Below are 25547 nucleotides of genomic sequence, written 5' to 3' on the forward strand. Positions count from 1 at the left end.
GCCTGAATCGGCTAACCAGCGAGAGCTCTCTCATGCAAGAACTGCCTCAAACCCGCTCTAACCGTAAGTTGCGCCCCGCCGCCACGCCTTATGTATTCGCTCTGTATATGTCGGCGATCATGGCGTGCCTGATGTGCTTCGTCATCACCGCTGCCAACTCCGACATCAATGACGATTACCTGCACAACGTGTTCAAAGCCTACCAGCTGGCCATGCCGGTAGCCTTTTTATGTGTGTTGATGGTACGGCCAGTGGTAGTGCGCCTGGTTGCACTTACCGTGCACCCGCACTGACATCACGGCTTGGACGCGATGGCCTTGGCGATCGCGGCCTTGAATTCCGGATCGTCCGGTTTGGTCAGGCTGGAGAAGTTACCAATCACCTTGCCCTGGCGATCAACCACGTACTTATAGAAGTTCCACTTTGGCGCGCTGCTTTGCTTGGCCAGCTCGGCGAACAGGGGCGTGGCATCGTTGCCGCGCACGTGCTGCGCCTGGGTCATGGTGAAGGTGACGCCGTAGTTGGCGTAGCAGACCTTGGCGGTCTTCTCGCTATCTTTGTCTTCCTGCTTGAAGTCGTTGGAGGGCACGCCGAGGATTTCCAGGCCTTGTTCTTTATTGGCCTTGTAGACGGCTTCCAACCCTTCGAACTGCGGAGCGAAACCGCAGTAGCTGGCAGTATTGACTACCACCAGCGGTTTGCCGGCGAAGCGCTGGCACAGGTCGATCTGCTCCTTGCCGCCCAGCTTGGGCAGGCTGCCCTGGAGGAGTTCAGGGCAGTCCGCCGCCCAGCTCGCGGCCAGCGGAGCCAGGCACAGCAACGGTATCGATAGCCAGCGTGCATGCATCATTCTCAGTCACTCCTGCAAGTCCTTGAACCTGCAGGGTAGCCCTTAACAGACGCCCATGCCCAGCTGCATCAATGCCAGCCCGCCCTGCTGCCATCCCCACCAGGCCACCGCCAGCAGCAGCAAGCCTGCCCCAGCCAGCAAGCCCTGCAGCACATAGCGCCTCATGCCGGCTGCGCCTGCAGGCGCGCGACAGGCCGTTCGCGCACTGGCCAGTTGAGCCCAGCCGCGACCAGGCTGAGCACAATCGCAATCTGCCAGACCAGGTCATAGCTGCCCGTCTGGTCGTAAACCACCCCGCCCAACCAACCGCCGAGGAACGCCCCGATCTGGTGGAACAGGAAGACGATCCCGCCCAGCATCGACAGATTGCGCACGCCGAACAGGGTTGCCACCGTGCCGTTGGTCAGCGGCACCGTCGACAGCCACAGCAGGCCCATGGCGATACCAAACAGGTAGGCACTGAACTGGGTCACCGGCGCCCACAGGAACAGAACAATGACCACCGCGCGCAGCAGGTACAGCGCGGTCAACAGGCGTGGCTTGGACATCCGTCCACCGAGCCAGCCGGCGGTGTAGGTGCCGACAATATTGAACAAGCCGACCAGCGCCAGCACCGTTGTCCCGGTTGCGGCGGGCAGATGTTGGTCAACCAGATACGCCGGCAGGTGCACACCGATGAACACTACCTGAAAACCGCAGACGAAAAAGCCCAGCGCCAGCAGCCAGAAGCCCGAATGCGAACAGGCCTCGCGCAGCGCCTGGCCGAGCGTCTGATCGACGCCCTGGCTGGGCATGGGGCGATCCTTGAGCATGGCCACGAACGGCACGATCAGCGCCACCATCAGGCCCAGCACCAGCAGCGCCGCCGACCAGCCCAGCCACTGAATCAGGCCCTGGGTGCCGGGCAGCATGGCGAACTGGCCGAACGAGCCGGCGGCGCTGGCGATACCCATGGCCATGCTGCGCTTTTCCGCTGGCACCGCGCGGCCGACCACGCCGAGGATGACCGAGAACGAGGTGCCGGAAAGGCCGATACCGATCAGCAGGCCGGCGCTCAGCGACAGCGACCAGAGCGAGTCAGCCATGCTCATGGTCAGCAGGCCAGCGGTATAAAGGATGCCGCCAATGATCACCACCTTCGCCGCGCCGAGGCGGTCCGCCAGGGCGCCGGCGAAGGGCTGGGCAAGGCCCCAGATCAGGTTCTGCAGGGCAATGGCAAAGGCAAATACCCCACGCCCCCAGCCAAATTCCGTGCTCATGGGGTTGAGAAACAGGCCAAAGCCATGGCGCACGCCAAGCGACAAGGCCAGGATCAATGCTGCGCCAAGAAGCACCCAGCCGCTGGTTCGCCACACCGATGTCATTATTGTTTTCTCCAGCAAGCCGCAAGGTTAATTACAGGTATATACCCGTTTATAGTCGAACCACATCAGGCCAAAACGCCCAGCAAGCGCACCAGTTCATCACGTTGTCCGGCGCCGAGCTTGTCCACCAATGTCAGTTGTGCCTGCTCCCAGGCCGGGCCGGCGTCATGCAGGCAGGTCGCGCCCGCCTCGCTCAACAGCACCACCCGATTGCGCTGGTCGGCACCTTCGGCCAACGTCACCAGGCCTTCGGCCTCAAGCACCTTGAGGTTGCGTCCCAGGGTACTCCGGTCCAGGCCCATGACTTGCGCCAAAGTGGTTATGCTCGGGCGGTCCAGCCGCTGCAGCTGACGCAACAGGGAAAACTGGGCAACGTTGATGCCGAAGTCAGCCAAGGCCTCGTCATAGTGTCGGCTAACCCCGCGGGCGGCACGACGTAGGTGGGTGCAGATGCATTCACTGGTCAACATGATTACGTGTATATACCCGCACTCCATTTGTTGCAACAGGTTTCATCTGCGCCGCTAAGCACCGGGGGCACCTGCCTGCGGCTGCAAGCGTCGTCGAATCGGCTCGAATGCGGGGGTAGCCTTGCGCGCTATTGGATCTGCCGCGCCCTCATCGATGGCTTGCCAGTAACGCCATGGCACCTTGCCGGTGCCTAGCTCATAGTCCATACCATCCCAGCTGTCTTCACGGAAGCTGTAGAAGGCCCAGTGCAGCGCGTTGCTGTCGGTAACTGCGAGCACGTCTTCAAGATATTGCTGGCAGCCGGGCAGACGGCGCATGCAACCGAACTCGCCGACCACCAGGCGCGAACGCGGCAACTGCACGGCATCGACCCAGTCCAGCGACTGCTGCAGGTATGCCGCCACACGCTGGCCGTCCCAATGCTCTTCGCGCCCGGCGAACGGCACCGTACCCGGATAGGCCAATGGCACTTTACGGGTCATGTTGGGCGCGCTGGTGGCTGCGTACGGTTCGTACATATGCACGCTGTAGAGCAAGCGCTGATCAGCCAACGGCTCTGGCCAGTAACTGAACGCATCAGCCGCAGCAAACCAGCCGGCATCGAGCATGATCGGGGTGACGCTATCAACCTCTCGGACGGCTGCAATGATCTGCTTGTACAGCGCTGGCAGGTCGCGTGCGCCGCCCTTTTGCGCGGCGTACCACTGGCGCATCTGCTGGCGGTCAGCATGCTCGGCCAGCCCGCCGTGCTTTTCTGGTGCGGGTTCGTTGATCAAGTTGTAACCAGCGACTGCCGGATGGTCCTTGAGCACGTCCGCTAGGTCACGCCAGAACGCTGCGGCCTGGTCCCAGTAGCGTTTGTCTTGCCACAGGCGGTCATCGAACCGGCCTTGATTGTTCTGCGACCAGCGCATGCCCGGCAATGAGAGCGGCGCGATGACCACCTTGAGCCCGGCGGCATGGGCGTGGTCGAGCACCTGACGTAACTGACTCACGTCAGCAGCCGTCAGGCCTTGGTAGGCGTCGGCATCGCCGAGCAGGAAGTCGCGTTGCTCCGGGCGCCATTTGTCGTAGGACAACCGCACCCAGGTGGCGCCGTAGCCATGCAAGGCTTCGAAGTAGGCTTGGGTCGGTGGCAGCCGATTGAAACTGTTGCCGCCATGGCGCGGTGTATCCCAGAAACTCATGAGATCGGCCGCAGTAACGTGCGCGCTGGTCAGAAGCAACAGGCTGGCGAGAATCCACTGACGCATGAGCAGTGCCTCCAAGGTAGAGGTTAACGGGCGGCCGAGGATACGCCCGCCCCTGCTCAGCGGCATCTAACGAACGATTGCCGCAAATTGCACGATATTTCCAAACATGTAACGACCGCCTATGACTCAGGCCAGTGGCATCAAGGCCAGGCTCAGCACTACTGTCAGCTCCAGCAATTCCAGTACGGCACCGGCGGTATCGCCGGTAGTACCACCCAGCCGACGGCACATCGCCCGGCGCAGGCCGATAAACACCAGCAACGCCAGCAGCCCTGTGCACAGCGCAGCCCAGCCGCCGAGCAAGACGCAACCCAGCACGGTGGCGAGCAGGACTCCGTAGCCGGCGCGACGCGGCAAGTGCTCTGCCAGGGCTTGCCCCAGGCCACCTGCGCGCACATACGGAGTACTCAGGAACAACCCAAGCATCGCCGCCCGTCCAACTACAGGCGCCAGCAGCAGCCAAGCCCCCGCATCGCGCTCGAGCAACACCCACAGCGCGCAGAATTTGAGCAGCAGCACCAGCATCAGGGTGACCACTGCAATTGGCCCGCTGCGCGGGTCTTTCATGATCAGCAGCGTGCGTTCACGATCACCGAAGCCGCCCAGCCAGGCATCGGCGCTGTCGGCCAGTCCATCCAGATGCAGCGCCCCGCTGAGCAGTACCCACAGTGTCAGCAGCAGGGCCGCCTGCAACGGCGCGGCGGTGCCTTGCAAGAGGTAGCTGGCCAGCCACAGGAGCACGCCAAACAGCAAGCCCACCAGTGGATAGAACAGCAACGAGCGGCCCACCTGACGCGGCTCGGGCATGCCTGCCAAGGTCACGGGCAGGCTGCTGAGAAACTGCAGGGCGATCCACCAGGGCAGCATCTCAGAGCACCTCGTGAAGGATGCCGGCCTGCCACTGCAGGCGCGCCCGCGCACCGTGGCCGACCTCGACCTGCAGCAACTGCTCACGCGGCAAGCCTCGCGCCCGCGCCAGCAGCAGGCGCATCACACCGCCGTGGGTCACCAGCAATACATGCCGCCCGGCATATTCGAGCGCAAGGCGGTCGATGGCCGTCAGCACCCGTTCAGCGAAGGCGGCCACCGGCTCGCCGCCGGGCGGCGTGTAGGCGTAAGGATCGGCCCAGAACTGGCCGAGCTGATCGGCCTGGTCCTGCATGATCTGCAGCGCTGTGCGCCCTTCCCAATCACCGAAGTGCAGTTCACGGATACCCGCTTCGCGCTGCACCGGCAGCGCCAGTTGCTGCCCCAGCTCGTCGGCAAACAGTGCACAGCGCTGCAATGGCGAGGTGATCAGCGCCTGCCACGGAGCGGTCTGCTCCACTGCCGTACGCATCTGCGCCCACCCCTTGGCCGTCAGGGCGTCATCCAGGCTGCCACGCAGGCCGCCGCCCAGTTCGGTTTCGCCATGGCGCAGCAGGTCGATGATCATGCCGGGCGATCCGCGACTGCCGCTTCGGCAAAGGTCGCCATTTGCCCGTGCAGCGCGCAGGCCAGCCGCAGCAGCGGCACCGCCAGAGCTGCGCCACTGCCCTCGCCCAGACGCAGGCCGAGGGCCAGCAACGGCTCGGCCTGCAGCGCCTCGAGCAGCACCTGATGGCCCGGCTCGGCGCCTTGATGGGCAAACAACAGCCAAGGCCGGCACTGCGGATTGAGGCGCACGGCGACCAGCGCCGCGACGCTGCAGATAAAGCCGTCGACCAGAACTCCAACACCTTGCTGGGCACAGCCCAGATAAGCCCCCACCAGCGCGGCAATTTCAAAGCCGCCGACACAGGCCAGCGCCCACAGCGGGTCATCTGCCTGCAGGCCATGCAGCTTCAGCGCGCGCTCGATTACGGCGGCCTTGTGTTGCACACCGGCACTGTCCAGGCCAGTGCCCGGGCCACTCAGTTCACGCGCTGGGCAAGCCAGCAGCACGCTGGCCAGGGCCGCCGCAGCGGTGGTATTGCCGATGCCCATCTCACCGCCAATAAACAGTTGAGTACCCTGCTCGGCAGCACGCTGGGCGCTATCGCGGCCGGCCTGCAGGGCAGCCTGCAATTGCGCGTCGGTCATCGCTGGCTGCTGAGCGAAGTTGGCGGTACCGGCCCCCAGTTGCAGGTGGCGTACACCTGGCAGTTGCAGGCTCGGCTCGATGGTACCGAGGTCGACCACCTCAAGGCTCGCACCCAATTGCCGCGCCAGCACGCTGATCGCCGCACCGCCGCCGACAAAGTTACGCAGCATCTGCCCGGTCACGGCCTGCGGGTAGGCCGAGATGCCCTCCGCGACCACGCCATGGTCACCGGCAAAAATGCTGATGGCGACCTGCTCCAGGCTTGGCCGCTCGCGACCCTGCAGGCCGGCCAGGGTCAGCGTAAGGGTTTCCAGCTGACCGAGTGAGCCGGCCGGTTTGGTCAATTGCTGCTGACGCGCACGGGCCTGTTCGATGGCGGCGTGATCAACAGCTTGGCAGGCATCACGCCACCAGAAAGGGTTCATAGAGCAGGTCCTTTAAGCATGAGAGGGAGGCCGGCGACCGTCAGCACCACGCGCTGGCAGCGCTCGGCCACCGCCTGGTGCAACAGGCCGGCCAGGTCGACGTAGCGGCGGGTCAGTTCGCCCATGGGCACCACGCCCAGGCCGCTTTCGTTGCTGACCAGAATCAGCGTGCCCGGCAACCCCGGCAGGCACTCGAGCAGCGCATCGCGTTCAGTAGCGAGGCGCTCGGGGTCGTCGAGCATGAGCAGGTTGGTCAGCCACAGGGTCAGGCAGTCGACCAGCAGGCAGCGGCCTTCAGCGGCTTCGGCGCGCAGCACAGCGGCGAGCTGCACGGGCTCTTCGATCAGGCCCCAATGTGCTGGACGGCGCTGGCGATGCAACTGCACGCGCTCGTTCATTTCGCCATCGAGAGGCTGGCTGGTGGCGATGTAAGTCACCGGCAGTCCGCAGCTGCCTGCCAGTTGCTCGGCCAGGCGGCTCTTGCCCGAGCGGGCACCACCCAGAATCAGACTATGCATGGCCGGCGACTCCACACAGTAGGCGCAATTGGTCAGTGTCCAGGTGCTTTTCGATCAGGTCAGCCAGGCGCTCGATATCGCGCTCGCGCAGTGCTTCATAGTCGATGCTCTGCACGGCTTCCAGGCCCGCCCAGCGCAGCAGCGCCGCGCAGGACTGGCTGCCTTCGAACAGGCCGTGCAGATAGGTCGCGAGGATCTGCCCATCAGCGCTGATCGCGCCGTCGCAGCGGCCGTCGGCCAAGACCACCGCAGGCCGCTCCAGCGCCGCGCCCTGGGTGACGCCAGCGTGGATCTCGTAGCCGGCCACCGGTGACTGCTCCAGCAGCAGGCTGCCGGCAACATTGCGCAGTTGTTTGTCGGCTGCAAGTTCGGTGACGTAGTCGAGCAGGCCCAGACCCGGGCTGGTGCCTGCGGGGCCCTCCAGCCCAAGCGGATCGCGCACTTCATGGCCGAGCATCTGCAAACCGCCACAAATGCCGATCAGCTTGCCGCCGTAGCGCAGGTGACGCTCGATGGCCGTGGCCCAGCCACGCTCGCGCAATTGCGCGAGGTCGGCGCGCACGCTCTTGGAGCCGGGCAGGATGATCAGGTCGGCCGGCGGGATCGGCTGGCCGGGCCCGATGAACTGCAGATCGACCTGCGGATGCAGGCGCAGCGGGTCGAAATCGGTGTGGTTGCTGATCCGCGGCAGCACCGGCACGATCACCTTGAGCACCCGCTCGGCCTTGGCCGGCTGGCGCGCATCGATGGCGTCCTCGGCCTCCAGGTGCAGATCGGTAACGTACGGCAGCACGCCCAGCACCGGTTTGCCGGTGCGCTGCTCGAGCCAGTCGAGGCCCGGCTGGAGCAAAGCGATGTCGCCACGAAAACGATTGATGACAAAACCCTTGACCCGCGCCTGCTCGCTGGCCGAGAGCAGCTCGAGGGTGCCGACCAGATGGGCGAACACGCCACCACGATTGATATCAGCCACCAGAATCACCGGGCAGTCGACCGCCTCGGCAAAGCCCATGTTGGCAATGTCGCCAGCACGCAGGTTGATCTCGGCCGGCGAGCCGGCGCCTTCGACCATCACCACCGGATATGCCGCTTGCAGGCGTTGGTGCGAGGCCAGCACGGCCTGCATGGCGATGGCCTTATAGTCGTGATAGGCGACCGCATTCATGCTGGTCACGGCGCGGCCATGGATGATCACCTGGGCACCGGTGTCACTGTTGGGCTTGAGCAGCACCGGGTTCATGTCGGTATGCGGTGCCAGCCGGCATGCTTGCGCCTGCACAGCCTGGGCGCGACCGATTTCGCCGCCGTCGGCGGTGACGGCACTGTTGAGCGCCATGTTCTGCGGTTTGAACGGCACCACGGCAACGCCCTGGCGCAGCAGCCAACGGCACAAGGCAGTCACCAGGGTGCTCTTGCCGGCGTCGGAGGTGGTGCCTTGCACCATGAGCGTGGTCATGCCGATTCCTTTTGATAGTCAGCCAGCGCCTGGGCCAGGCGCTGCTCTTCTGCCGCGCAGGCGGGCAGGCCGAAGCGCAGCGCTGCGGGGTGCTCGAACAGGCGCACGAGGATGCCGCGGCGGGCGAGAAATGCATGCAGATGACGGGCTTGTTCAAAACGCAGGTACTGGAACAGCTCGCAGCCGCCGGTCGGCGCCAGGCCTGCGTCGTCCAGCAAAGCCGCCAGGCGCTGGCTGGCCTGCGCGCAGCGGACGGTCTGGGCCAATTGCGCAGCGCTGTCGTTGAGGCAGGCCTGACCCAGCACGCGCGTCGGCCCCGGCACGGTCCACGGCCCGAGCAGTTCGGCCAGGCGGGCCAACAGGCTTGGTTCGGCCATGGCAAACCCCAGCCGCACACCGGCCAGGCCAAAGAATTTGCCGAACGAACGCAGCACGATCAGCCCCGCTCGCTCGGCGCAGTCGACCACGCTTTGGGCTGGGCTGGTATCGATGAACGCCTCATCGATCACCAGCCAAGCACCACGCCGAGCCAGCCGTGCATGCCAGGCAAGCAACTGCTCGCGCGTGAACAGCCGGCCGCTGGGGTTGTTAGGGTTGACCACAACAAGCACGTCGAGGCTATCCAGCACCTGCTCGACATCATCCTCGGCCAGCTCGATCAGTTGATGCCCGGCACGCTGCCAGGCGTAGGGATGTTCGGCATAGCACGGCGTCAGCACCCCTACCCGGCCCGCCGCGCGCAGGTGTGGCAAGGCTTGAATGGCGGCCTGCGAGCCTGCCACAGGCAGCAGCTGCGTGGCGCCGTAGTAGTGACGCGCAGCTTGCTCCAGACCATCTTCGCTCTCCGGCAAGCGCGCCCAGGCAGCCTGCGCAATCGCCGGGATTGCAAAGGGCCATGGGGCAATACCGCTGGACAGGTCCAGCCACTGCTCGCGGGCAATCCCGTATTCACGCACTGCGCGTTGCAGGCGGCCGCCATGTTCAAGCATTCAGATACGCTCCCAGACAGATCAGCAGCAGCCACAACCAGACGCCGCGTTGCACCAGGCTCCAGCCGCGCTCGATGGCGTCGGCATCGGCCGGTGGCCCCTCGCCCAACTGCGGCCGCTCGTGCAGCTCGCCGTGATAAACCGCAGGCCCACCCAGCTCGACGCCGAGCGCACCGGCACCGCTGGCCATCACCGGGCCTGCGTTGGGGCTGTCCCACAGTGGCGCCTGACGCCGCCAGCAGGTCAGCGCCAGGCGGGTCTTGCCGAGCAGCGCGTAAGTCAGGGCGACCAGCCTTGCAGGAATGTAGTTGAGGACGTCGTCGATGCGCGCCGCCGCCCAGCCGAAGCGCTCGAAGCGTTCGTTGCGATAGCCCCACATGGCATCGAGCGTATTGCTCAGCCGGTACAGCACCACCCCGGGCGCACCGGCGATGATGAACCAGAACAAAGCAGCAAACACTGCATCGCTGCCGTTCTCCAGGACTGATTCGCTGGCAGCGCGGGCGACGGCCGTTTCGTCCAGTTCAGCGGTCTCGCGGCTGACCAGGTAGCCGACCCGACGCCGGGCTTCGGCCAGATCACCGCGGCGCAGTGCGTCAGCCACCGGCATTACATGCTCACCGAGGCTACGCAGCCCCAACGCACAGTACAGCGCCAGCACATCGACCAGCCAGCCGATCAGCGGCAGCCAGGACAGCAACAGTGCCAGCAAGGTCAACGGCACCACGGCCAGAAACCAGGCGCTGACGCCATGGCTGCGCCAGCCGCGACCACCCGCATTCAGGCGCTGCTCCAGGCGTGCGGCAAAATTGCCGAAAGCAACCAGCGGGTGGCGCCGTTTCGGCTCACCCAGCAGCGCGTCGAGGGCAACACCGGCGACGGTCAGCAAGGCCACGCTCATGCGCGTTCTCCCCATTGGTTTTCGTAGAGCATGGCGCTCAGTGGCTGTTGTTCGGCCCAGTTTTCCAGGGCCAGCATCGGTGCTGGGTAAAACGCCTCGACCGGGCCCAGGCAGAGCACCGCCACCGGCTTGGCATCGGCTGGCATGGCCAGCAGCTCGGCCAGTGCCTGCGGGTCGAACAACGATACCCAGCCCATGCCCAGGCCTTCGGCGCGCGCGGCCAGCCAGAGGTTCTGGATTGCGCAGGCGAGCGAGGCCAGGTCCATTTCCGGCAAGGTGCGGCGGCCGAAAATGTGCGCTTCGCGCTTGTCCATCAGCGCTGCCACCCAGAGCTCGGCGCAGTCGTTGATGCCTTCGACCTTGAGCTGCATGAATTCGTCGGAGCGTTCGCCAAGGGCTTCGGCGGTGCGCACCCGCTCCTGCTCGACCAGTGTCTGGATGCGTCCGCGCAAGTCGCGCTGGCTGATGCGGATAAACCGCCACGGTTGCATCAGGCCAACACTGGGGGCCTGATGCGCGGCCGTCAGCAGGCGTGTAAGCACCTGCGGCGCTACTTCGCCACCGGCAAAGTGGCGCATGTCGCGGCGCTCGCCGATCGCTCGGTACACCGCAGCGCGTTCGGCATCGGAGAAGGCATGCTCGCTCATGGTCGCAACAGCGCCGCCGCCGCGTGGGGGTCAGAGGGGAAATAGAAGTGCACGTATGAGGCCGTCAGCCGGCCCAGGCGGTACACCGCCTCGTTGCCGCGGCCGCCGTTGGGGCTGAGGCCACGGGCGATTGGCTCCAGCTCGCTGGTGGTCAACGAGTGGTGATAGGTGTGCCCGCGCAGAGTGCCTTCGGGCAGTTCCACCGCTTGCAGGGCCAGTGCTGCCAGGCGCTTCTGCATCACCGCCTCGCCAGTCAACAAACCAACCAGCGCGGCGCGCTCACCGGTAACATCGGTCAGGTTTTCAAGCAGGTAGAGCATGCCGCCGCACTCGGCCAAAAGCGGCTTGCCTGCACTGTGATGAGCGCGAATCGCGTCCAGCATCGGCGTATTGGCGGCCAGCGCATGGTGGTGCAATTCGGGGTAGCCGCCTGGCAGATAGAGGCTGTCGACCTGCGGCAGCTCGCTGTCGTGCAGCGGCGAGAAAAATGCCAGCTGAGCGCCCATGGCCCGCAGCAGGTCAAGGTTGGCGCCATAGATGAAGGCAAACGCTTCGTCCTGCGCTACGCCAATGCGCACCCCGGCCAGCGAGGGCAACGATGCTGGCAATGCTGGGCCATCGAAGCTCACCGCTGGCGGCAGCGCGGCATCGCAGCTGCCAGCCAGGGCCTCGGCGGCGGCGTCGAGGCGCTGGTCAAGGTCGTTCAGTTCGCTGGCTTGCACCAGGCCCAGGTGGCGACTGGGCAGCTCGATGCCGCGCTCGCGCGACAGCCCGCCGTACCAGCGCAGGCCTTCGGTCAGGCTGCCTTCAAGTAGTTGCGCGTGGCGCAGGCTGCCAACCCGGTTGGCCAGCACCCCGGCGAACGGCAGATCGGCCTGGTAGCGTGCCAGGCCTAGGGCCAGCGCACCAAAGGTCTGGGCCATGGCGGTGCCGTCGATCACCGCCAGCACCGGCACGCCGAAATGGCGCGCCAGATCAGCGCTGGACGGAGTGCCATCGAACAAGCCCATAACCCCTTCGATGAGGATCAGGTCGGCCTCGGCGGCAGCTTCCCAGAGCAGTCGCCGGCTCTCTTGCGCGCCGATCATCCACAGATCGAGCTGGTACACCGGCGCGCCGCTGGCCCGCTCCAGAATCATTGGGTCGAGAAAGTCCGGACCGCACTTGAACACCCGCACCTTGCGCCCGAGGTTGCGGTGCAGGCGTGCCAGGGCTGCGGTCACGGTGGTCTTGCCCTGCCCGGAAGCGGGCGCTGCGATCAGCACCGCCGGGCACTGGCGCGGGTCACTCATAGTTCCACGCCCTTCTGCGCGCGGATACCGGCCTGGAAGGCATGCTTGAGCATGCCCATCTCGGTGACGGTGTCGGCCAGTTCGACCATTTCCGGTTTGGCGCCGCGGCCGGTGACGATCACGTGCTGCATTGGCGGACGAGCCTGAATGTCACTGAGCACCTGGTCCAGGTCGAGATAACCATGCTTGAGGGCGATGTTCAGCTCATCCAGCACAACGAAATGAATCGACGGGTCCTGCAGCATTTGCCGCGATACCGCCCAGGCGGCTTCTGCCGCGGCGATGTCGCGCTGGCGGTCCTGGGTTTCCCAGGTAAAGCCCTCGCCCATCACGTGGTAGCGCACCTGCTCGGGGAAACGGCGGAAGAACAGCTCCTCGCCGGTGCTGTTGCGACCCTTGATGAACTGCACCACACCGCACTGCATGTCATGGCCCAGCGCGCGGGCGAGCATGCCGAAAGCCGAGCTGCTTTTGCCCTTGCCATTACCGGTCAGCACCAGCAGCAGGCCGCATTGATTGGGAGAGTTGGCGATGCGCTCGTCGATGATCGCCTTTTTGCGCTGCATGCGCGCCAGGTGGCGTTCGTCGCGTTCGGGGTTGTCGCTCATAAGGTTCTCCGCAAGTGCCTGCGCGCGCACCGGGCGGCGACAGATCGAAAGGCAGGCAAACGGAGAACGCGCAGGCGCCGTGGCGCAAACCACAGTGAACTGTGCATCACCCTCCGTGATGCCGTTGGCAGTAACAGGCCGGTCTCCGGGCTCGTGAGCGCTACGTACGCGGCTCACCTACCGTTGCGGGGGCAGCGCCGGACTGGTACCGGCTTCCCAGTTTCACCCCGCCAGACCGCAGTCCGCAGGGCACCTGAAACACGCCGCGAAGGTTAGAGGGTTGCACCGGGAGCGTCAATGAAACAAGGCCGGTTTGGCCTGGATCAATGGCCGATTCGACAGTACAGCGCAGACTGCTAGCATTGATATCATATCGCCATCACTGTAGCTGACCGCGATAATCACAATAAGGAGTGCGCAGCATGCAAGGTCTGATCATCAACAACCCGCGCCTGGAGTTTTTGCGTCCTGCCCTGGAGCGCTGGGTCGACTGCATCGATCGCTTCGCCGAACTCAACCATGCCAGCGACGCACCTTACTGGCATGGCTCAGCGGCCAACGTCGGCCTGCTGGCTGCGGCTGCCTGGCAAGCCGAGCTGGTCGCCCTGACCCAGTTTGCCAGCAGCAAGCAACGCGAAGAAAGCGAGCGCGAAGGCCGTTGTGACCTGGCCATCAGCACCGCCGAGGAGTCGATCCATCTGCACGCCAGCCAGCGCTGGCCGCGCATCGCCCGGCTCGACCTGACCGCCGCCCTGCAAGAAACCACCAGCGCCGCCAAGCCGATTGCCTATGCCAGCCAGCTCAAAGCCGGGGCGCTGTTCGTCAGCCCGTGGAAAGCCGGCCAGCACGCCAGCCCGGAAGAACTCCAGGACCTGGTCGATGACCTGCAAAAGCACACCACCTGCGCCGTGGCCTGGTACTTCCCGTACGCCTATCGCAAGCTGCACAACGAGCACGGCCAGTATTTCCCAGGTGTTGCATTGCTGTTCAAGCAAGCGTGAAGCAGCCCTGCGCCGCGCCGGGTTGAACCTCGCCCGGCGCCTATGGTTCTGTATGCCATAGCCCTTGTCGAGAGCCCGCCCATGGACAGAATGCGCAGTGCCGTTGTGCTCGCCTTGCTCGCAGGCCTCGGCGGCTGCGGCGAGACCGCCAGCCTCAGAGTCAACGATGGCATCGGCCCCACACCGCAGTTACCGGCGCCAAACAAAACCCTGTTGCCAACCGTCAACGTCGCGCCGGCGGTCGGCTGGCCGCAGGGTGGCAAACCGGTTGCAGCGGCCGGCACTCAGGTTGCGCTATTTGCCGACCATCTCGACCATCCGCGCTGGCTGTATGTGCTGCCCAATGGCGACGTGCTGGTCGCCGAAACCAACGCACCGGCCAAGCCGGACGACGGCAAAGGCCTGCGCGGCTGGTTCATGAAACGAGCCATGTCCAAGGCCGGTGCCGGCGTCCCCACCGCCAACCGCATCACCCTGCTGCGCGACCGCGACCATGACGGCGTCGCCGAAACCCGCAGCCGCTTTATCGAAGGGCTCAACTCGCCCTTCGGCATGGTGCTGGTAGGCAAGGACCTGTACATCGCCGACACCGACAAGCTGCTGCGCTTCGATTACGTGACCGATGCGTTGCAGATCGACGGCCGCGGGCAGAAGGTCACCGACCTGCCGGGTGGCACCCTCAATCACCACTGGACCAAGAACGTGATCGCCAGCCCCGACGGGCGCAAGCTGTACGTCACGGTAGGCTCCAACAGCAACGTGGCAGAGAACGGCATGCAGCAAGAGCAAGGCCGCGCGGCGATCTGGGAAGTGGACCGCGCAACCGGCAGCCACCGCATCTTCGCCTCCGGGCTGCGCAACCCGAATGGATTGGCCTGGCAGCCGCAATCGGGGGCGCTATGGACGGCGGTCAATGAGCGCGACGAGATCGGCAGCGACCTGGTCCCGGACTACATCACCTCGGTCAAGGATGGCGGTTTCTACGGCTGGCCGTACAGCTACTACGGGCAGCACGTGGACGTGCGGGTGCAACCACAAGACCCGGCCAAAGTCGCCCAGGCGCTGGTACCGGATTACGCCGTGGGGCCACATACCGCTTCGCTTGGCCTGGCGTTTATCGAGCCAGGTTTGTTGCCCGCACCGTTTGGCCGTGGCGCGCTGATTGGTCAACACGGCTCGTGGAACCGCAAGCCACACAGTGGTTACAAAGTGATCTTTGTGCCGTTCGATGCGGACGGCAAGCCAGCAGGCCAGGCGCTGGACCTACTGAGCGGTTTCTTGAGTGAACAAGGTGAGGCAATGGGCCGACCGGTTGGCGTGGTCAGCGATCAGCGCGAGGGCGTGCTGGTAGCGGATGATGTGGGCAATGTGATTTGGCGTGTGAGCGCAGCAAAGCAATGAGAGCGCTGAGCAGCCCCGGCTTTTGACTTTCGCTCTTGATCTGCGCCAGCGAAGCGAGGCGTGCTCTTGATCTGCTTTTGATCTTGATCCACCGGCGACTCAGGAGGCCGAGCGCAGGTCTTGCGAAGGGAGGTGCCGGCCATGGATGGCCGGCAAGCGCTGTGAAGCGCAGGGGCCGCTACGCAGCCCTTCGCGGCTAACGGCCGCTCCCACAGGGACCGCGTAGGTCGCTAATTCAGGGATTCTGCGCCAAATGCCCAGCCGGCAATACTCGCTTGGCCTGCAAATACGCCTTGGCCCAATAGCTATTACTCAGATAATCCAACCGCACAGTCCCGCCAGTCCGCGGCGCATGCACAAAGCGCCCTTCCCCGACATAGATCCCGGCATGGCTAACCTGCGAGCCGCCCCCGGTAGCAAAGAACACCAAATCCCCCGACTGCAGCGAATTGACATCAATGCTAGGCGCCCGCATCACAATCATCTCGCGAGTCGACCGCGGCAAGCTGATACCAGCAGCATCCCGGTACACATAGCCAATCAGCCCACTGCAATCAAACCCCGAATCCGGCGTATTGCCGCCCCAGCGATAAGGCGTGCCAACCAACCCGATAGCCCGGAACAACACATCCGCCGCAACCGGCGAAGAGCTGGGTTGTTGATTGAAGATGATTTGTGGCTGAACCACAGGTGCCGGTGCCGGAGCACGGCTGGAGCAGGCAGCGAGCATCGCCACCAGCGAAAGAAATGCGAAGCGCGCCACTGTCACCATGGCTGAAACTTCCTGTAAGAGGCCGATCGACCGCAGTCGAAAAGAGTTGAGAAATTAGATTAGACGCTTTCTGTAAATGCGCACGGCGGCGAGCTTTTTAAGCATCGCCGCCGTGCGAATATAGCAACTGGCTATCAGTTACGCGAGATCATCGTTGGCGCCATGGCCAGGGCGCGCTTGGCCTCGATAAAGGTCTTGCTCCAGTAACGATCCTGGAGATTATCGATACGCACACCACCGCTGCGACGGCTGCTCGAGTGGATGAACTGATTGTCACCCAGGTAGATGCCGGCATGGCTTACGCGACCGCGACCGTTAGTGCTGAAGAACAGCAGGTCGCCTGGCTTGAGCTTGTTGCGGGCTACTTTGGGTGCATCGACGTTGATCATCTCGCGGGTCGAGCGTGGCAGGTTCATGCCAGCCTCTTCGCGGAACAGATAACCGATGAAACCGCTGCAATCGAAACCGGACTTCTCCGAAGTGCCGCCAAAGCGATAGCGGGTGCCGATCAAGGCCATGCCGCGCTCCAGGATGCTGTCGGCAAGGACTGGCAACTGGTAAGGTTTGCTGCTGGAGAACGCCTCGAGGTCTTCGTCGGTAGCCATTGGCTCTTCGCCGAAGACCGAAGAAGCGGAAGGTTTGATCAGGTCAGCAGAATGTGCAGCAACCTGTGGGTGATCCTGGGGCTGGGAAACCGGGCTATGCGCCGCGCAGCCAAAAAGCAGGGTCACAAGTGCGAGTGGCACGAGGGGTGCGAAGTGCTTGAGCATGTGCACGACCGTGTCTTTAGTTCTAAAGGAGGCTGCGACTATGCCTTCTATCAGGGTCATTTGCAAATTTTATCGAAAAAAATGTGACTTTTCCGTTTTTACGCTGTAGCCCGCTGGTTTCAGGGCTTTACCAGCCCAGCGTTTCTTTCAGAAAAGGGATGGTCAGCTTGCGCTGAGCCTGCAGCGAGGCCTGATCAAGCCGCTCGAGCAGATCGAACAACGCACTCATGCTGCGCGCGCCGCGGGTGAGGATGAAATGGCCGACTTCGTCGGTCAGGTGCAAACCGCGGCGCGAGGCACGCAGTTGCAGGGCGCGCAGCTTGTCTTCATCGGACAGCCCGCGCATCTGGAAGATCAGCGCCAGGGTCAGGCGCGACTTGAGGTCGGCAAGCTTGATCGGCAATTCGCGCGGCGAACTGGATGCGGCCAGCAGCAAGCGTCGGCCGCTGTCGCGCAGGCGGTTGAACAGATGGAACATGGCCTCTTCCCAGTCGGCTTTACCAGCGATCACATGCAGATCGTCGATGCACACCAGCTCGTACTGTTCGAGGTGATCGAGCAGCTCGATACCGCGATCGAGCAACTGCGCCAGGGGCAGGTAAACCGCCAGCTCTCCGCGCTGCTGGAAACGCTGGGTGGCAGCCTGCAACAGGTGGGTGCGACCCACACCCTGCTTGCCCCATAGGTAGATGAGGCTCTCGGTCCAGCCGGCGTCGGCTTCGCACAAGCGCTCGACATAGCCCAGTGCTGCGGCATTGGCGCCCGGATAGTAGTTGATGAAGGTGGCGTCATCTCGCAGACGCACACCCAGGGGCAACTGGATCGGTTTCATGCTGGGCTGACGGTCACGAGGACCACGGGGCCTTGGAGGAAAGTCTGCAAAGTCTATACCTGCAGCGCGGGCGGCACAATCAGGCCCGGCGAGAGGGCAAGTAAAATCAAGGGCTTGCACCGAAGCGGGGCTGTACTCGCAGCCCCCTCCCCCGCGTTAAAGCTGAGGGTCTTCTTCGCCGCCGTACAGGTCCGACTCCTTGTACATCTCGTGGGCATGGCGCAGCAGCACCATGATCACCGCGGCTACCGGCAAGGCCAGCAGGACACCGGTGAAGCCAAACAGCTCACCGCCGGCGAGGATGGCAAAGATAACCGCCACCGGGTGCAGGCCAATCCGGTCGCCTACCAGCAGCGGAGTCAGGACCATGCCCTCAAGCGCTTGGCCGATCATGAACACAGCAACGATACCCAGCATCGGATAGAGATCACCGCCGAACTGGAACAGCCCGGCAATCAACGCCGCGCCAATGCCGATGATAAAGCCCATATAAGGCACGATCGCAGCAAGGCCGGCCAGCAGGCCGATCAACAAGCCAAGCTCGAGGCCGACCAGCATCAGGCCACTGGCATAGATCACCCCCAGCGCCAGCATCACCAGCAACTGCCCACGAACAAATGCACCAAGCACTTCGTGGCATTCACCTGCCAGCTCGACGATCTGTTCCTCGCGCTGACGCGGCAGCAGGCTGCGCACTTTGGCCATCATCAGGTCCCAGTCACGCAGCAGGTAAAAGCCCACTACCGGGATCAGCACCAGGTTCGCCAGCCATGCAAGAAGGGCCAGGCTCGACGCCGTGGCCTGACTCAGTACCGCACTGACAATGTCGGTGGTCTGGCCCATATGCTCGCTGATGGCGGCCTTGATCTTGTCGAACTTCCAGAAACCATCGGCCAGGCCCAGGCGGGTTTGCACCCACGGCAGTGCCACATGCTGCAGCCAGTCGAGCATCTGCGGCGTCAGCTCGTACAGGCGTACCAGCTGCTTGGCCAGCATCGGGATCAGCACTAGCAGCAAAGCCATGAAGATCAGCGTGAACAAGGCGAAAACCACCACTACGCCCCAGGTGCGAGACAGACCCGCCCGCTCCAGGCGGTCGACCAACGGGTCAGCCAGATACGCCAGAAGGATGCCGACCAGAAACGGCGACAAGATGTTGTGCAGGCTATACAGCAGTACCGCCACTACCAGGGCCACGCCCAGCCATACCCAGCGACGCTGATCAGTCATCATGTTCATGTTTTCTCTTACCAGGCAAAGCGCAAGCCATCGAAAGGTTTCGCTGCCGGAGCTTGCGCAGCCCCGGCTGGTTCATTTGTAACAGGGGCTGCAGGTGCGGCGGCGGCCGGTTCGGCTGGCAGTTCATGTAGTTTGGCCAGGCCCAGCTGGGCGCGCAGTTGCTCGCGGTTGCCGCTGACCTGATAGGTCAGCTTGTCGCCATCGGCCAGTTGCAGGCGCGGACCGTAGGGTTCGAGCACGCGGCTGAGCTCTGCATAACGTTTGAGGTTCATGCCTTGTACCTGCACCAGCAGCTCGCTGCTGGCACCCGGTCGAGTGACATAGCGCGGCGCCAGACGAGTACTCACCGCCAGCATCACCGCGTCGGCCAAGGCAGCCTGATCAGCGCCTTCGGCATCGCCTTGCTCACGTTGGTCACCCAGCCACAGCTGCCATTTGCCCTGCCACTTGCCGTCGGCTTCACGAGCGTGCACGGCCAACAGCGCATCGGCAGCGTAACGCTCGGAAGCTTCGCGCAGCGCGCTCGGATCCTTGCCTTCCAGCTGCTTGGCATTGGCGACCAGTTGCTCCTGCAGGTCGGCCAACGGCAAGCGCAGCGGCAGGCCGCGATGTTGCGCAGCGCGGCGTAGCGGCTCAGCGGCGCTCTGGCCATCGCCGACTAGGCTGCTGCCGTCGACGCTGTCGTTCAACCACCAGCTGAGGATCGACGGCCGATTGCTGCCCCACAAGGCCAGGCCAGCCTGACGCAAGGCACGCTCGGTACTGCCTGCGTCAAACTCGACCAGCACGCTCTCGGGCGGGCCGGCCTCGTTGCCAACTTGATTGATGATCTGTTGCGGGTCCTTGCGCAGCGCGGCCAGGGCTGGCGACTGCGGCGCCTTCGGATCGCCGGTCAGACGCAGGATCAACGTGTCGAGCGCACGTGCTGTGGCCTGGGAGCGGGCCTCGCTGCCCTGGCCGTCGACCGTTTCACGTACTTGATAAAGCCCGGCAACACTTTCGGCCTGGGCCGCACTGGCCAGCAAGGCGAGGCAACCGGCAGCCAGGTAATTGAGAAGACGCATGGAGGATTCCTGTCCAGATGAACGAGGGCGCGGAGCCTGTACCTGCTGGCTGTGACCGCAGCGCCTGTTGATCGCTCCGTCCGCCGGCAATTTTGTTCCCGCGCCATACCTATACCTTATACAGCGACCGGTCAGGCAACCAGTCGCGGCCCATGAAAGGATGTTTTTAAACATTTACCGCCCTGCCCGTCGGCCTGAGGATGGCCGCTGCCCGGCAACCCTGATAAAATCGCGCGCCTTCGCAGACCAGTGGCGAACAGGCAGCCGCCGCTGCAACAGCCGGCCTTGGCCGTCGCGGTCGTTTTTCCGTATCCCTACCTCTAAAGGCCTGGATCAATGAGCAAGCAACCCTCCCTGAGCTACAAAGACGCCGGTGTAGACATCGACGCCGGCGAAGCACTGGTCGAACGCATCAAGGGCGTGGCCAAGCGCACCGCACGCCCTGAGGTCATGGGTGGCCTGGGCGGCTTTGGCGCCCTCTGCGAGATCCCGGCCGGCTACAAACAGCCGGTGCTGGTCTCCGGCACCGACGGCGTCGGCACCAAGCTGCGCCTGGCACTGAACCTGAACCGCCACGACAGCATCGGCCAGGACCTGGTCGCCATGTGCGTCAACGACCTGATCGTCTGCGGCGCCGAGCCGCTGTTCTTCCTCGACTACTACGCCACCGGCAAGCTCAACGTTGACGTTGCAGCGACCGTGGTAACCGGTATTGGTGCAGGTTGCGAGCTGGCTGGCTGCTCGCTGGTCGGTGGTGAAACCGCCGAGATGCCTGGCATGTACGAAGGTGAAGACTACGATCTGGCCGGCTTCTGCGTCGGTGTGGTCGAAAAAGCCGAGATCATCGATGGCTCGAAAGTCGCCAGCGGTGACGCCTTGATCGCCCTGCCTTCGTCCGGCCCGCACTCCAACGGCTACTCGCTGATCCGCAAGATCCTCGAAGTCTCCGCGACCGACATCGAGAGCACCCAGCTCGACGGCAAGCCGCTGGCCGACCTGCTGATGGCGCCAACGCGCATCTACGTCAAGCCGCTGCTCAAGCTGATCAAGGACACTGGCGCCGTCAAGGCCATGGCCCACATCACCGGTGGTGGCCTGCTCGACAACATCCCGCGCGTCCTGCCGAAAAACGCCCAGGCGATCATCGACGTGGCCAGCTGGCAGCGTCCGGTAGTGTTCGATTTCCTCCAGGAAAAAGGCAACGTCGACGAGCACGAAATGCACCGCGTCCTGAACTGCGGCGTGGGCATGGTCATCTGCGTTGGCCAGGACCAGGTCGAAAACGCCCTCAACGTGTTGCGTGCAGCCGGTGAGCAGCCATGGGTGATCGGTCAGATCGCCGATGCCGCCGAAGGCGCACCTCAGGTCGACCTGCAGAACCTCAAGGCGCACTGATGCCGGGCAAGACCTGTAATGTTGTGGTGTTGCTGTCGGGTTCCGGCAGCAACCTGCAGGCGCTGCTCGACAGCTGTAAGCCAGACGGTCCGGTGCGCATCTGCGCAGTGATCTCCAACCGCGCCGATGCCTATGGCCTGGAACGGGCCAAAGCGGCCGGCATCGCGACTGCGGTGCTGGAGCATCAGGGTTTCACCGGTCGTGAGGCATTCGATACAGCGCTGATGGCGCTGATCGACGGCTTCACCCCGGACCTGGTGGTGCTCGCCGGTTTCATGCGCATCCTCAGCGGCGGTTTCGTGCGTCACTATCAAGGCCGCCTGCTGAATATCCACCCTTCGTTGCTGCCCAAGTACAAAGGCCTGCATACCCACCAGCGCGCCCTGGAAGCGGGTGATGGCGAGCACGGTTGCAGCGTGCACTTTGTCACCGAGGAACTCGATGGCGGGCCTCTGGTCGTACAGGCAGTGGTTGCGGTGGCAGCAGATGACACCGTGCAAAGCCTGGCAGCCCGGGTTCACCACCAGGAACACCAGATCTACCCGCTGGCGGTGCGCTGGTTCGCCGAAGGACGCTTGCGTCTGGGCGAGCACGGTGCGTTACTGGATGGCCAGCCGCTGGCGGCCAGCGGTCACTTGATTCGTCCCTAGGAGATTTTATGCGTCGCGCCCTGCTGATGGCTCTCGCCGTGCTTGCCCTGCCTCTTCAGGCAGCTGATCTGAAGCCCTTCTCGGCCAGCTACACCGCCGACTGGAAGCAGCTGCCCATGAGCGGCACCGCCGAGCGTAGCCTGGTGAAGAATGCCAACGGGACCTGGAGCCTGAACTTCAAGGCTTCGATGATGATTGCCAGCTTGACCGAGCAAAGCACCGTACGGGTGGACAAGGATGCGTTGTTGCCGCAGACCTACCACTTCGAACGCGGTGGCCTGGGTAAGGCGAAGAAAGTCGACCTCGACTTTGACTGGGCGAGCAAGAAGGTCACCGGTAGCGACCGTGGTGATGCGGTGAGTCTGCCGTTGAATCGTGGCGTGCTGGACAAGTCTTCGTATCAGCTGGCGCTGCAGCACGACGTAGCGGCGGGCAAGAAGAGCGTGTCGTATCAGGTGGTCGATGGCGATGAGATCGATACCTATGACTTCCGGGTTTTGGGCACTGAGAAGGTGACTACCAAGACTGGGCAGGTCGATGCGATCAAGGTCGAGCGCGTGCGTGATCCTAGCCAGAGCAAGCGGATTACCGAGCTTTGGTTCGCCAAGGATTGGGATTATCTGCTGGTGCAGTTGCGTCAGGTTGAGACTGATGGCAAGGAATACGTGATCGTGCTGCAGGATGGTACGGTTGATGGGCGGTCGGTGAAAGGCAATTGATTTTGTCTTGAGCTGAATCCGCTGTGAAAGGACCCCACTTTGATGTGGGGTTTTTTATGGGTTGAATATGAGTGCGTTTGCGCTGGACCTGGGGGCTTACCGAGAGTGTCCATCAGAACGATGGAGCTCATCGGTGAAAGACTCCTCAGCTGTAGTGCATCGGTTGTCGGCTTTCGCTGGCCTACGGGCAACGCGTGGTTTTTTCGCCGGCCGCTGGCCCGGGCGGATGGCCCAAAGATGGGCGTTCTCACGCAGGCGTTCCTGGATATGAGGCGGTCTGTCGGCCAAAGTGGTCAGCGGCGGGATGGGTTTTCCGGGTAGCCCTGCTTCGCGGATGATTTTTGGCCAGCGCGGTTTCCAGGACAACAGCAGGCTTAGCCAGTGGCTTAGGCCGAGGATGAGGATGGCGGGCGAGATAAGAACAAGGCCTAACTTGATGATCCGCGAAGAATGACGAAAGATTGCGGCAGGCGCTCGCGCAAGCCGGAGTTGCCGCCGACGGCGGCGTAGCGCAGTGGCAGAATGGTGAAGCTGCGGGTGCAGCTGACTGCAGGGCCTGCGGCTAACGGTAGGCTGAGGGCCTCGCAGGCAGCCTGATTAATAGCGAAGAGCTTGTCTATGCTGATCATGGTGGCGTCCTTTTCAGCGTCTGCAAGCGTCGCCGATAGGGTCGATGAGTTGCCGAAGGGGCGGGGGGCGGGCCGCGTTTTTTCACGGCTTTTGTTGCCTGCCAACCATACCGAGCTGACGCTTTTCAGGGACCTGGACGGTTTCTGATAAGGGTGTAGGAAAGTTCGCTACCCAAGGCAAAGGGCTGCCCAGCCGGACGCCTGATCCCGCCGCACAGGAACCAAAGCCAGCGCTGCCCACAGCAACAGTGAGCAGTTCAGAGATAGCCAAGGGCGCTGCGTAGCCGCTTCCGTCCGGCCCTGCGTCCGACAAGGCTGCTCAGAAAGCGCACGATCCTAGGTCGATGAAAAATCCTTCATGCCGAGTTTATTTACTTAGCCTGCTAATAAACCCTATAACTAAGTCCTGCGACACTCTGCCGCAGCCAACTCAAAGTGGAGTTTTCAACGATGACAGTCCAAGTAACCGAACGCGACGAATCGAAAATGTCCCATGAAGGCCTGGCCGCCGGTGTGCGGATCTGGGACGTCCACCAGCAAGGCGAACTGGTGGGCATGTTCCACCAGGAACACGAAGCCCAGCAATACCGCGCCGAACTCGAAACCCTTGAGAACCAGCGCCAGCAATAACCCCTGTATCGATCAACGCGCCTGGCAGTTTCCCCACCAGGCGCCGCATGAAAAAGGGCTGCCAAGCAGCCCTTTGTAACTAAATACACCACCCGTGACGGGCGTTACCACATCAAATCATCAGGAATCTTGTAAGCCGCATACGGATCATCCTCATCGGCCTCCTCGACATGCGTGTTGAGCAACAGAATCCGCCCAGGATCACGCTCCTGAATCTTCACCGCCGCCTCCCGCGGGATCACCTCGTAACCCCCACCCAACGCCACTACAGCCAACGAGCCATTGCTCAGTTTGCTGCGCATCAGCGCGTTCACCGCAATCCGCTTGACCTTCTTGTCGTCAACGAAGTTGTAGTAATCCTCGGTGGTCAACTTGGGCAGGCGGGTCGCCTCGATCAACTGTTTGACCTGCGCCGCCCGGGCCTTTTGCTCGGCCTTCTCCTGCTGCTGGCGATTCAGCTCCTGATCACGCTTGGCTTTTTCGGCCATGGCCTCTTTGGCCAGACGCTGCTGGGTGTCGTCCACCTCGACCTGGCCTTTTTGTTCCAGGCGCTTCTGTTTCTTTTCTGCTTTGTTGGTCTGCTGGACCTGCTTCTGGTTAACCAGACCGGCCTTGAGCAATTGGTCGCGAAGGGAAAGGCTCATGGATGTTCACTCACTTATGCAACAGCTCAGCCGCAGCTGGGCAGGTTCTTTTCTTGGCGTTTGGCTTCACCCCAAAGGGCGTCCAATTCATCAAGGTTACAGGATTCGATAGGCTTGCCGCTGTCGCGCAAGGCCTGTTCGATGAAGCGAAAACGCCGCTCGAACTTGCGATTGGCGCGACGCAGGGCGTTTTCCGGGTCTTGCTTGAGATGGCGGGCGAGGTTGACCGTGGCAAACAGCAGGTCACCGATCTCGTCTTCCAATGCATCGGCATCATTATCCGCCATGGCCTGCAGCACTTCATCCAGCTCTTCACGGACCTTGTCCAGCACCGGCAGCGGGTCGGGCCAGTCGAAACCGACCGTGGCCGTGCGCTTTTGCAGCTTGGCGGCGCGTGACAAGGCCGGCAAGGCTGCGGGAACGTCGTCAAGCAATGACAACTGCTCGGGCACGCTGTGTTCGGCGCGCTCCTGGGCCTTGATCTCTTCCCAGCGCGACTTGACCTGGGCTTCGCTCAGGCTCGGCGTGTCCAGCGGCGCGTACAGCTCGCCGGTGGGGAACACATGCGGGTGGCGGCGGATCAGCTTGCGGGTGATGCCGTCGACCACGCCGGCAAACTCGAAACGGCCTTCTTCGCGGGCCAGCTGGCTGTAGTAAACCACCTGGAACAGCAGGTCGCCGAGTTCACCTTGCAGGTGGGCGAAGTCGCCCCGCTCGATGGTGTCGGCCACCTCGTAGGCTTCTTCGATGGTGTGTTGGACGATGCTTGCGTAGTCCTGCTTCAAGTCCCATGGGCAGCCATGCTGCGGGTCACGCAGACGGGCCATGAGGTGCAGCAGGTCTTCAAGGGTGTAAGTCATGGCAGGTCCTTCGGTTGCGCTCTTTTCGCGGCGGTCCGGCGTCCCGGTAAACCCACTCCCAGGGGCCCTGATCGACCTGTGGGAGCGGGATCACCGGGACGCCGG

30 protein-coding genes and 1 riboswitch are annotated in these 25547 nt (G+C 63.4%); of the genes, 7 read left to right on the forward strand and 23 right to left on the reverse strand.

All coding sequences use genetic code 11. The annotated features are described in order from the left end of the window. The first annotated feature begins 32 nt into the window (after window positions 1–32). Window positions 33–293: a DUF2798 domain-containing protein gene (locus CXQ80_RS17860; protein ID WP_101321722.1), complete on the forward strand. Its 261-nt coding sequence runs from the start codon at window positions 33–35 to the stop codon at window positions 291–293. A gap of 2 nt (window positions 294–295) precedes the next feature. Here CXQ80_RS17860 and CXQ80_RS17865 read toward each other — a convergent pair whose 3' ends face one another. The 15 genes from CXQ80_RS17865 to cobO form a co-directional block, all read right to left on the reverse strand. Beyond that, window positions 296–847, reverse strand: a complete 552-nt coding sequence (locus CXQ80_RS17865; RefSeq protein ID WP_101323091.1) for a glutathione peroxidase — start codon at window positions 845–847, stop codon at window positions 296–298. 45 nt (window positions 848–892) lie between these two features. After that, the gene (locus CXQ80_RS25050; RefSeq protein ID WP_256585591.1) at window positions 893–1015 is read right to left on the reverse strand and encodes a hypothetical protein; all 123 of its coding nucleotides are present in this window, start codon (window positions 1013–1015) and stop codon (window positions 893–895) included. Then, window positions 1012–2214, reverse strand: coding sequence for an MFS transporter (locus CXQ80_RS17870; protein WP_101321723.1), 1203 nt, complete (start codon window positions 2212–2214; stop codon window positions 1012–1014). The genes CXQ80_RS25050 and CXQ80_RS17870 overlap by 4 nt, the downstream gene beginning before the upstream one ends. A 65-nt stretch (window positions 2215–2279) precedes the next feature. Beyond that, the gene (locus tag CXQ80_RS17875; RefSeq protein ID WP_101321724.1) at window positions 2280–2684 is read right to left on the reverse strand and encodes a MarR family winged helix-turn-helix transcriptional regulator; all 405 of its coding nucleotides are present in this window, start codon (window positions 2682–2684) and stop codon (window positions 2280–2282) included. A 54-nt stretch (window positions 2685–2738) separates the two neighbouring features. Then, window positions 2739–3938, reverse strand: a complete 1200-nt coding sequence (locus CXQ80_RS17880) for a glycoside hydrolase family 5 protein (RefSeq protein WP_101321725.1) — start codon at window positions 3936–3938, stop codon at window positions 2739–2741. Between the two features lie 126 nt (window positions 3939–4064). Then, window positions 4065–4805, reverse strand: a complete 741-nt coding sequence (locus CXQ80_RS17885) for an adenosylcobinamide-GDP ribazoletransferase (RefSeq protein ID WP_101321726.1) — start codon at window positions 4803–4805, stop codon at window positions 4065–4067. 1 nt (window position 4806) lies between these two features. Continuing rightward, entirely contained in the window at window positions 4807–5373 is a 567-nt protein-coding gene (cobC, locus tag CXQ80_RS17890) for an alpha-ribazole phosphatase family protein (RefSeq protein WP_101321727.1), read from the reverse strand. After that, entirely contained in the window at window positions 5370–6425 is a 1056-nt protein-coding gene (gene cobT, locus CXQ80_RS17895; RefSeq protein ID WP_101321728.1) for a nicotinate-nucleotide--dimethylbenzimidazole phosphoribosyltransferase, read from the reverse strand. The genes cobC and cobT overlap by 4 nt, the downstream gene beginning before the upstream one ends. Next, window positions 6422–6943: a bifunctional adenosylcobinamide kinase/adenosylcobinamide-phosphate guanylyltransferase gene (gene cobU, locus CXQ80_RS17900; protein WP_101321729.1), complete on the reverse strand. Its 522-nt coding sequence runs from the start codon at window positions 6941–6943 to the stop codon at window positions 6422–6424. The genes cobT and cobU overlap by 4 nt, the downstream gene beginning before the upstream one ends. Beyond that, a complete protein-coding gene (locus CXQ80_RS17905) occupies window positions 6936–8399 on the reverse strand; it encodes a cobyric acid synthase (RefSeq protein ID WP_101321730.1) in 1464 nt (487 codons plus the stop codon). The genes cobU and CXQ80_RS17905 overlap by 8 nt, the downstream gene beginning before the upstream one ends. Further along, window positions 8396–9388, reverse strand: a complete 993-nt coding sequence (gene cobD, locus CXQ80_RS17910) for a threonine-phosphate decarboxylase CobD (RefSeq protein WP_101321731.1) — start codon at window positions 9386–9388, stop codon at window positions 8396–8398. The genes CXQ80_RS17905 and cobD overlap by 4 nt, the downstream gene beginning before the upstream one ends. Continuing rightward, the gene (gene cbiB / locus CXQ80_RS17915) at window positions 9381–10289 is read right to left on the reverse strand and encodes an adenosylcobinamide-phosphate synthase CbiB (protein WP_101321732.1); all 909 of its coding nucleotides are present in this window, start codon (window positions 10287–10289) and stop codon (window positions 9381–9383) included. The genes cobD and cbiB overlap by 8 nt, the downstream gene beginning before the upstream one ends. After that, window positions 10286–10936: a 5,6-dimethylbenzimidazole synthase gene (bluB, locus tag CXQ80_RS17920; protein ID WP_101321733.1), complete on the reverse strand. Its 651-nt coding sequence runs from the start codon at window positions 10934–10936 to the stop codon at window positions 10286–10288. The genes cbiB and bluB overlap by 4 nt, the downstream gene beginning before the upstream one ends. Then, window positions 10933–12228: a cobyrinate a,c-diamide synthase gene (locus CXQ80_RS17925; RefSeq protein WP_101321734.1), complete on the reverse strand. Its 1296-nt coding sequence runs from the start codon at window positions 12226–12228 to the stop codon at window positions 10933–10935. The genes bluB and CXQ80_RS17925 overlap by 4 nt, the downstream gene beginning before the upstream one ends. Further along, window positions 12225–12836, reverse strand: coding sequence for a cob(I)yrinic acid a,c-diamide adenosyltransferase (gene cobO, locus CXQ80_RS17930; protein ID WP_101321735.1), 612 nt, complete (start codon window positions 12834–12836; stop codon window positions 12225–12227). The genes CXQ80_RS17925 and cobO overlap by 4 nt, the downstream gene beginning before the upstream one ends. Window positions 12837–12954: 118 nt before the next feature. Beyond that, a riboswitch (cobalamin riboswitch) is annotated at window positions 12955–13108 on the reverse strand. A 150-nt stretch (window positions 13109–13258) separates the two neighbouring features. Between cobO and CXQ80_RS17935 the strand changes: the two genes are divergently transcribed. Together CXQ80_RS17935 and CXQ80_RS17940 are read left to right on the forward strand one after the other, a co-directional pair. Then, complete coding sequence (locus CXQ80_RS17935; protein WP_101321736.1) at window positions 13259–13837, forward strand: hypothetical protein; 579 nt, start codon at window positions 13259–13261, stop codon at window positions 13835–13837. Window positions 13838–13918: 81 nt separating this feature from the next. Next, window positions 13919–15238, forward strand: coding sequence for a sorbosone dehydrogenase family protein (locus CXQ80_RS17940; RefSeq protein ID WP_101321737.1), 1320 nt, complete (start codon window positions 13919–13921; stop codon window positions 15236–15238). 235 nt (window positions 15239–15473) lie between these two features. On the opposite strand, the gene CXQ80_RS17945 is transcribed toward CXQ80_RS17940, so the two are convergent. The 5 genes from CXQ80_RS17945 to CXQ80_RS17965 form a co-directional block, all read right to left on the reverse strand. Further along, the gene (locus tag CXQ80_RS17945; protein WP_101321738.1) at window positions 15474–16010 is read right to left on the reverse strand and encodes a C40 family peptidase; all 537 of its coding nucleotides are present in this window, start codon (window positions 16008–16010) and stop codon (window positions 15474–15476) included. A gap of 134 nt (window positions 16011–16144) precedes the next feature. Then, complete coding sequence (locus tag CXQ80_RS17950; protein ID WP_101321739.1) at window positions 16145–16780, reverse strand: C40 family peptidase; 636 nt, start codon at window positions 16778–16780, stop codon at window positions 16145–16147. 127 nt (window positions 16781–16907) lie between these two features. Beyond that, on the reverse strand, window positions 16908–17612 hold the full coding sequence (gene hda, locus CXQ80_RS17955; protein WP_101321740.1) for a DnaA regulatory inactivator Hda: 705 nt from the start codon (window positions 17610–17612) through the stop codon (window positions 16908–16910). Window positions 17613–17768: 156 nt separating this feature from the next. Next, window positions 17769–18842, reverse strand: coding sequence for an AI-2E family transporter (locus tag CXQ80_RS17960; RefSeq protein ID WP_101323092.1), 1074 nt, complete (start codon window positions 18840–18842; stop codon window positions 17769–17771). 17 nt (window positions 18843–18859) lie between these two features. Continuing rightward, window positions 18860–19915 carry a DUF2066 domain-containing protein gene (locus CXQ80_RS17965; protein ID WP_101321741.1) on the reverse strand — a complete coding sequence of 352 codons (1056 nt, stop codon included), beginning with the start codon at window positions 19913–19915 and terminating at the stop codon, window positions 18860–18862. Between the two features lie 336 nt (window positions 19916–20251). On the opposite strand from CXQ80_RS17965, the gene purM reads away from it, so the two are divergent. From purM to CXQ80_RS17980, 3 genes are read left to right on the forward strand one after another with little or no spacing between them, the layout of a single operon-like run. Further along, entirely contained in the window at window positions 20252–21310 is a 1059-nt protein-coding gene (purM, locus tag CXQ80_RS17970) for a phosphoribosylformylglycinamidine cyclo-ligase (RefSeq protein WP_101321742.1), read from the forward strand. Further along, window positions 21310–21960 carry a phosphoribosylglycinamide formyltransferase gene (gene purN / locus CXQ80_RS17975; RefSeq protein WP_101321743.1) on the forward strand — a complete coding sequence of 217 codons (651 nt, stop codon included), beginning with the start codon at window positions 21310–21312 and terminating at the stop codon, window positions 21958–21960. Before purM ends, purN begins: the two co-directional genes overlap by 1 nt. Window positions 21961–21968: 8 nt before the next feature. Beyond that, window positions 21969–22679 carry a DUF3108 domain-containing protein gene (locus CXQ80_RS17980; protein WP_101321744.1) on the forward strand — a complete coding sequence of 237 codons (711 nt, stop codon included), beginning with the start codon at window positions 21969–21971 and terminating at the stop codon, window positions 22677–22679. A 428-nt stretch (window positions 22680–23107) separates the two neighbouring features. On the opposite strand, the gene CXQ80_RS17985 is transcribed toward CXQ80_RS17980, so the two are convergent. Further along, complete coding sequence (locus CXQ80_RS17985; RefSeq protein ID WP_101321745.1) at window positions 23108–23308, reverse strand: hypothetical protein; 201 nt, start codon at window positions 23306–23308, stop codon at window positions 23108–23110. A gap of 450 nt (window positions 23309–23758) precedes the next feature. Here CXQ80_RS17985 and CXQ80_RS17990 point away from each other — a divergent pair, with 450 nt between their 5' ends. After that, on the forward strand, window positions 23759–23938 hold the full coding sequence (locus CXQ80_RS17990) for a hypothetical protein (protein ID WP_101321746.1): 180 nt from the start codon (window positions 23759–23761) through the stop codon (window positions 23936–23938). A gap of 104 nt (window positions 23939–24042) precedes the next feature. Here CXQ80_RS17990 and CXQ80_RS17995 read toward each other — a convergent pair whose 3' ends face one another. Together CXQ80_RS17995 and mazG are read right to left on the reverse strand one after the other, a co-directional pair. Further along, complete coding sequence (locus CXQ80_RS17995; protein ID WP_101321747.1) at window positions 24043–24582, reverse strand: DUF2058 domain-containing protein; 540 nt, start codon at window positions 24580–24582, stop codon at window positions 24043–24045. A gap of 26 nt (window positions 24583–24608) precedes the next feature. Continuing rightward, entirely contained in the window at window positions 24609–25442 is an 834-nt protein-coding gene (mazG, locus tag CXQ80_RS18000) for a nucleoside triphosphate pyrophosphohydrolase (RefSeq protein ID WP_101321748.1), read from the reverse strand. Between the last annotated feature and the right edge of the window lie 105 nt (window positions 25443–25547).

Source organism: Pseudomonas sp. 02C 26, assembly GCF_002843585.1.
Taxonomy (GTDB): domain Bacteria; phylum Pseudomonadota; class Gammaproteobacteria; order Pseudomonadales; family Pseudomonadaceae; genus Aquipseudomonas; species Aquipseudomonas shirazensis.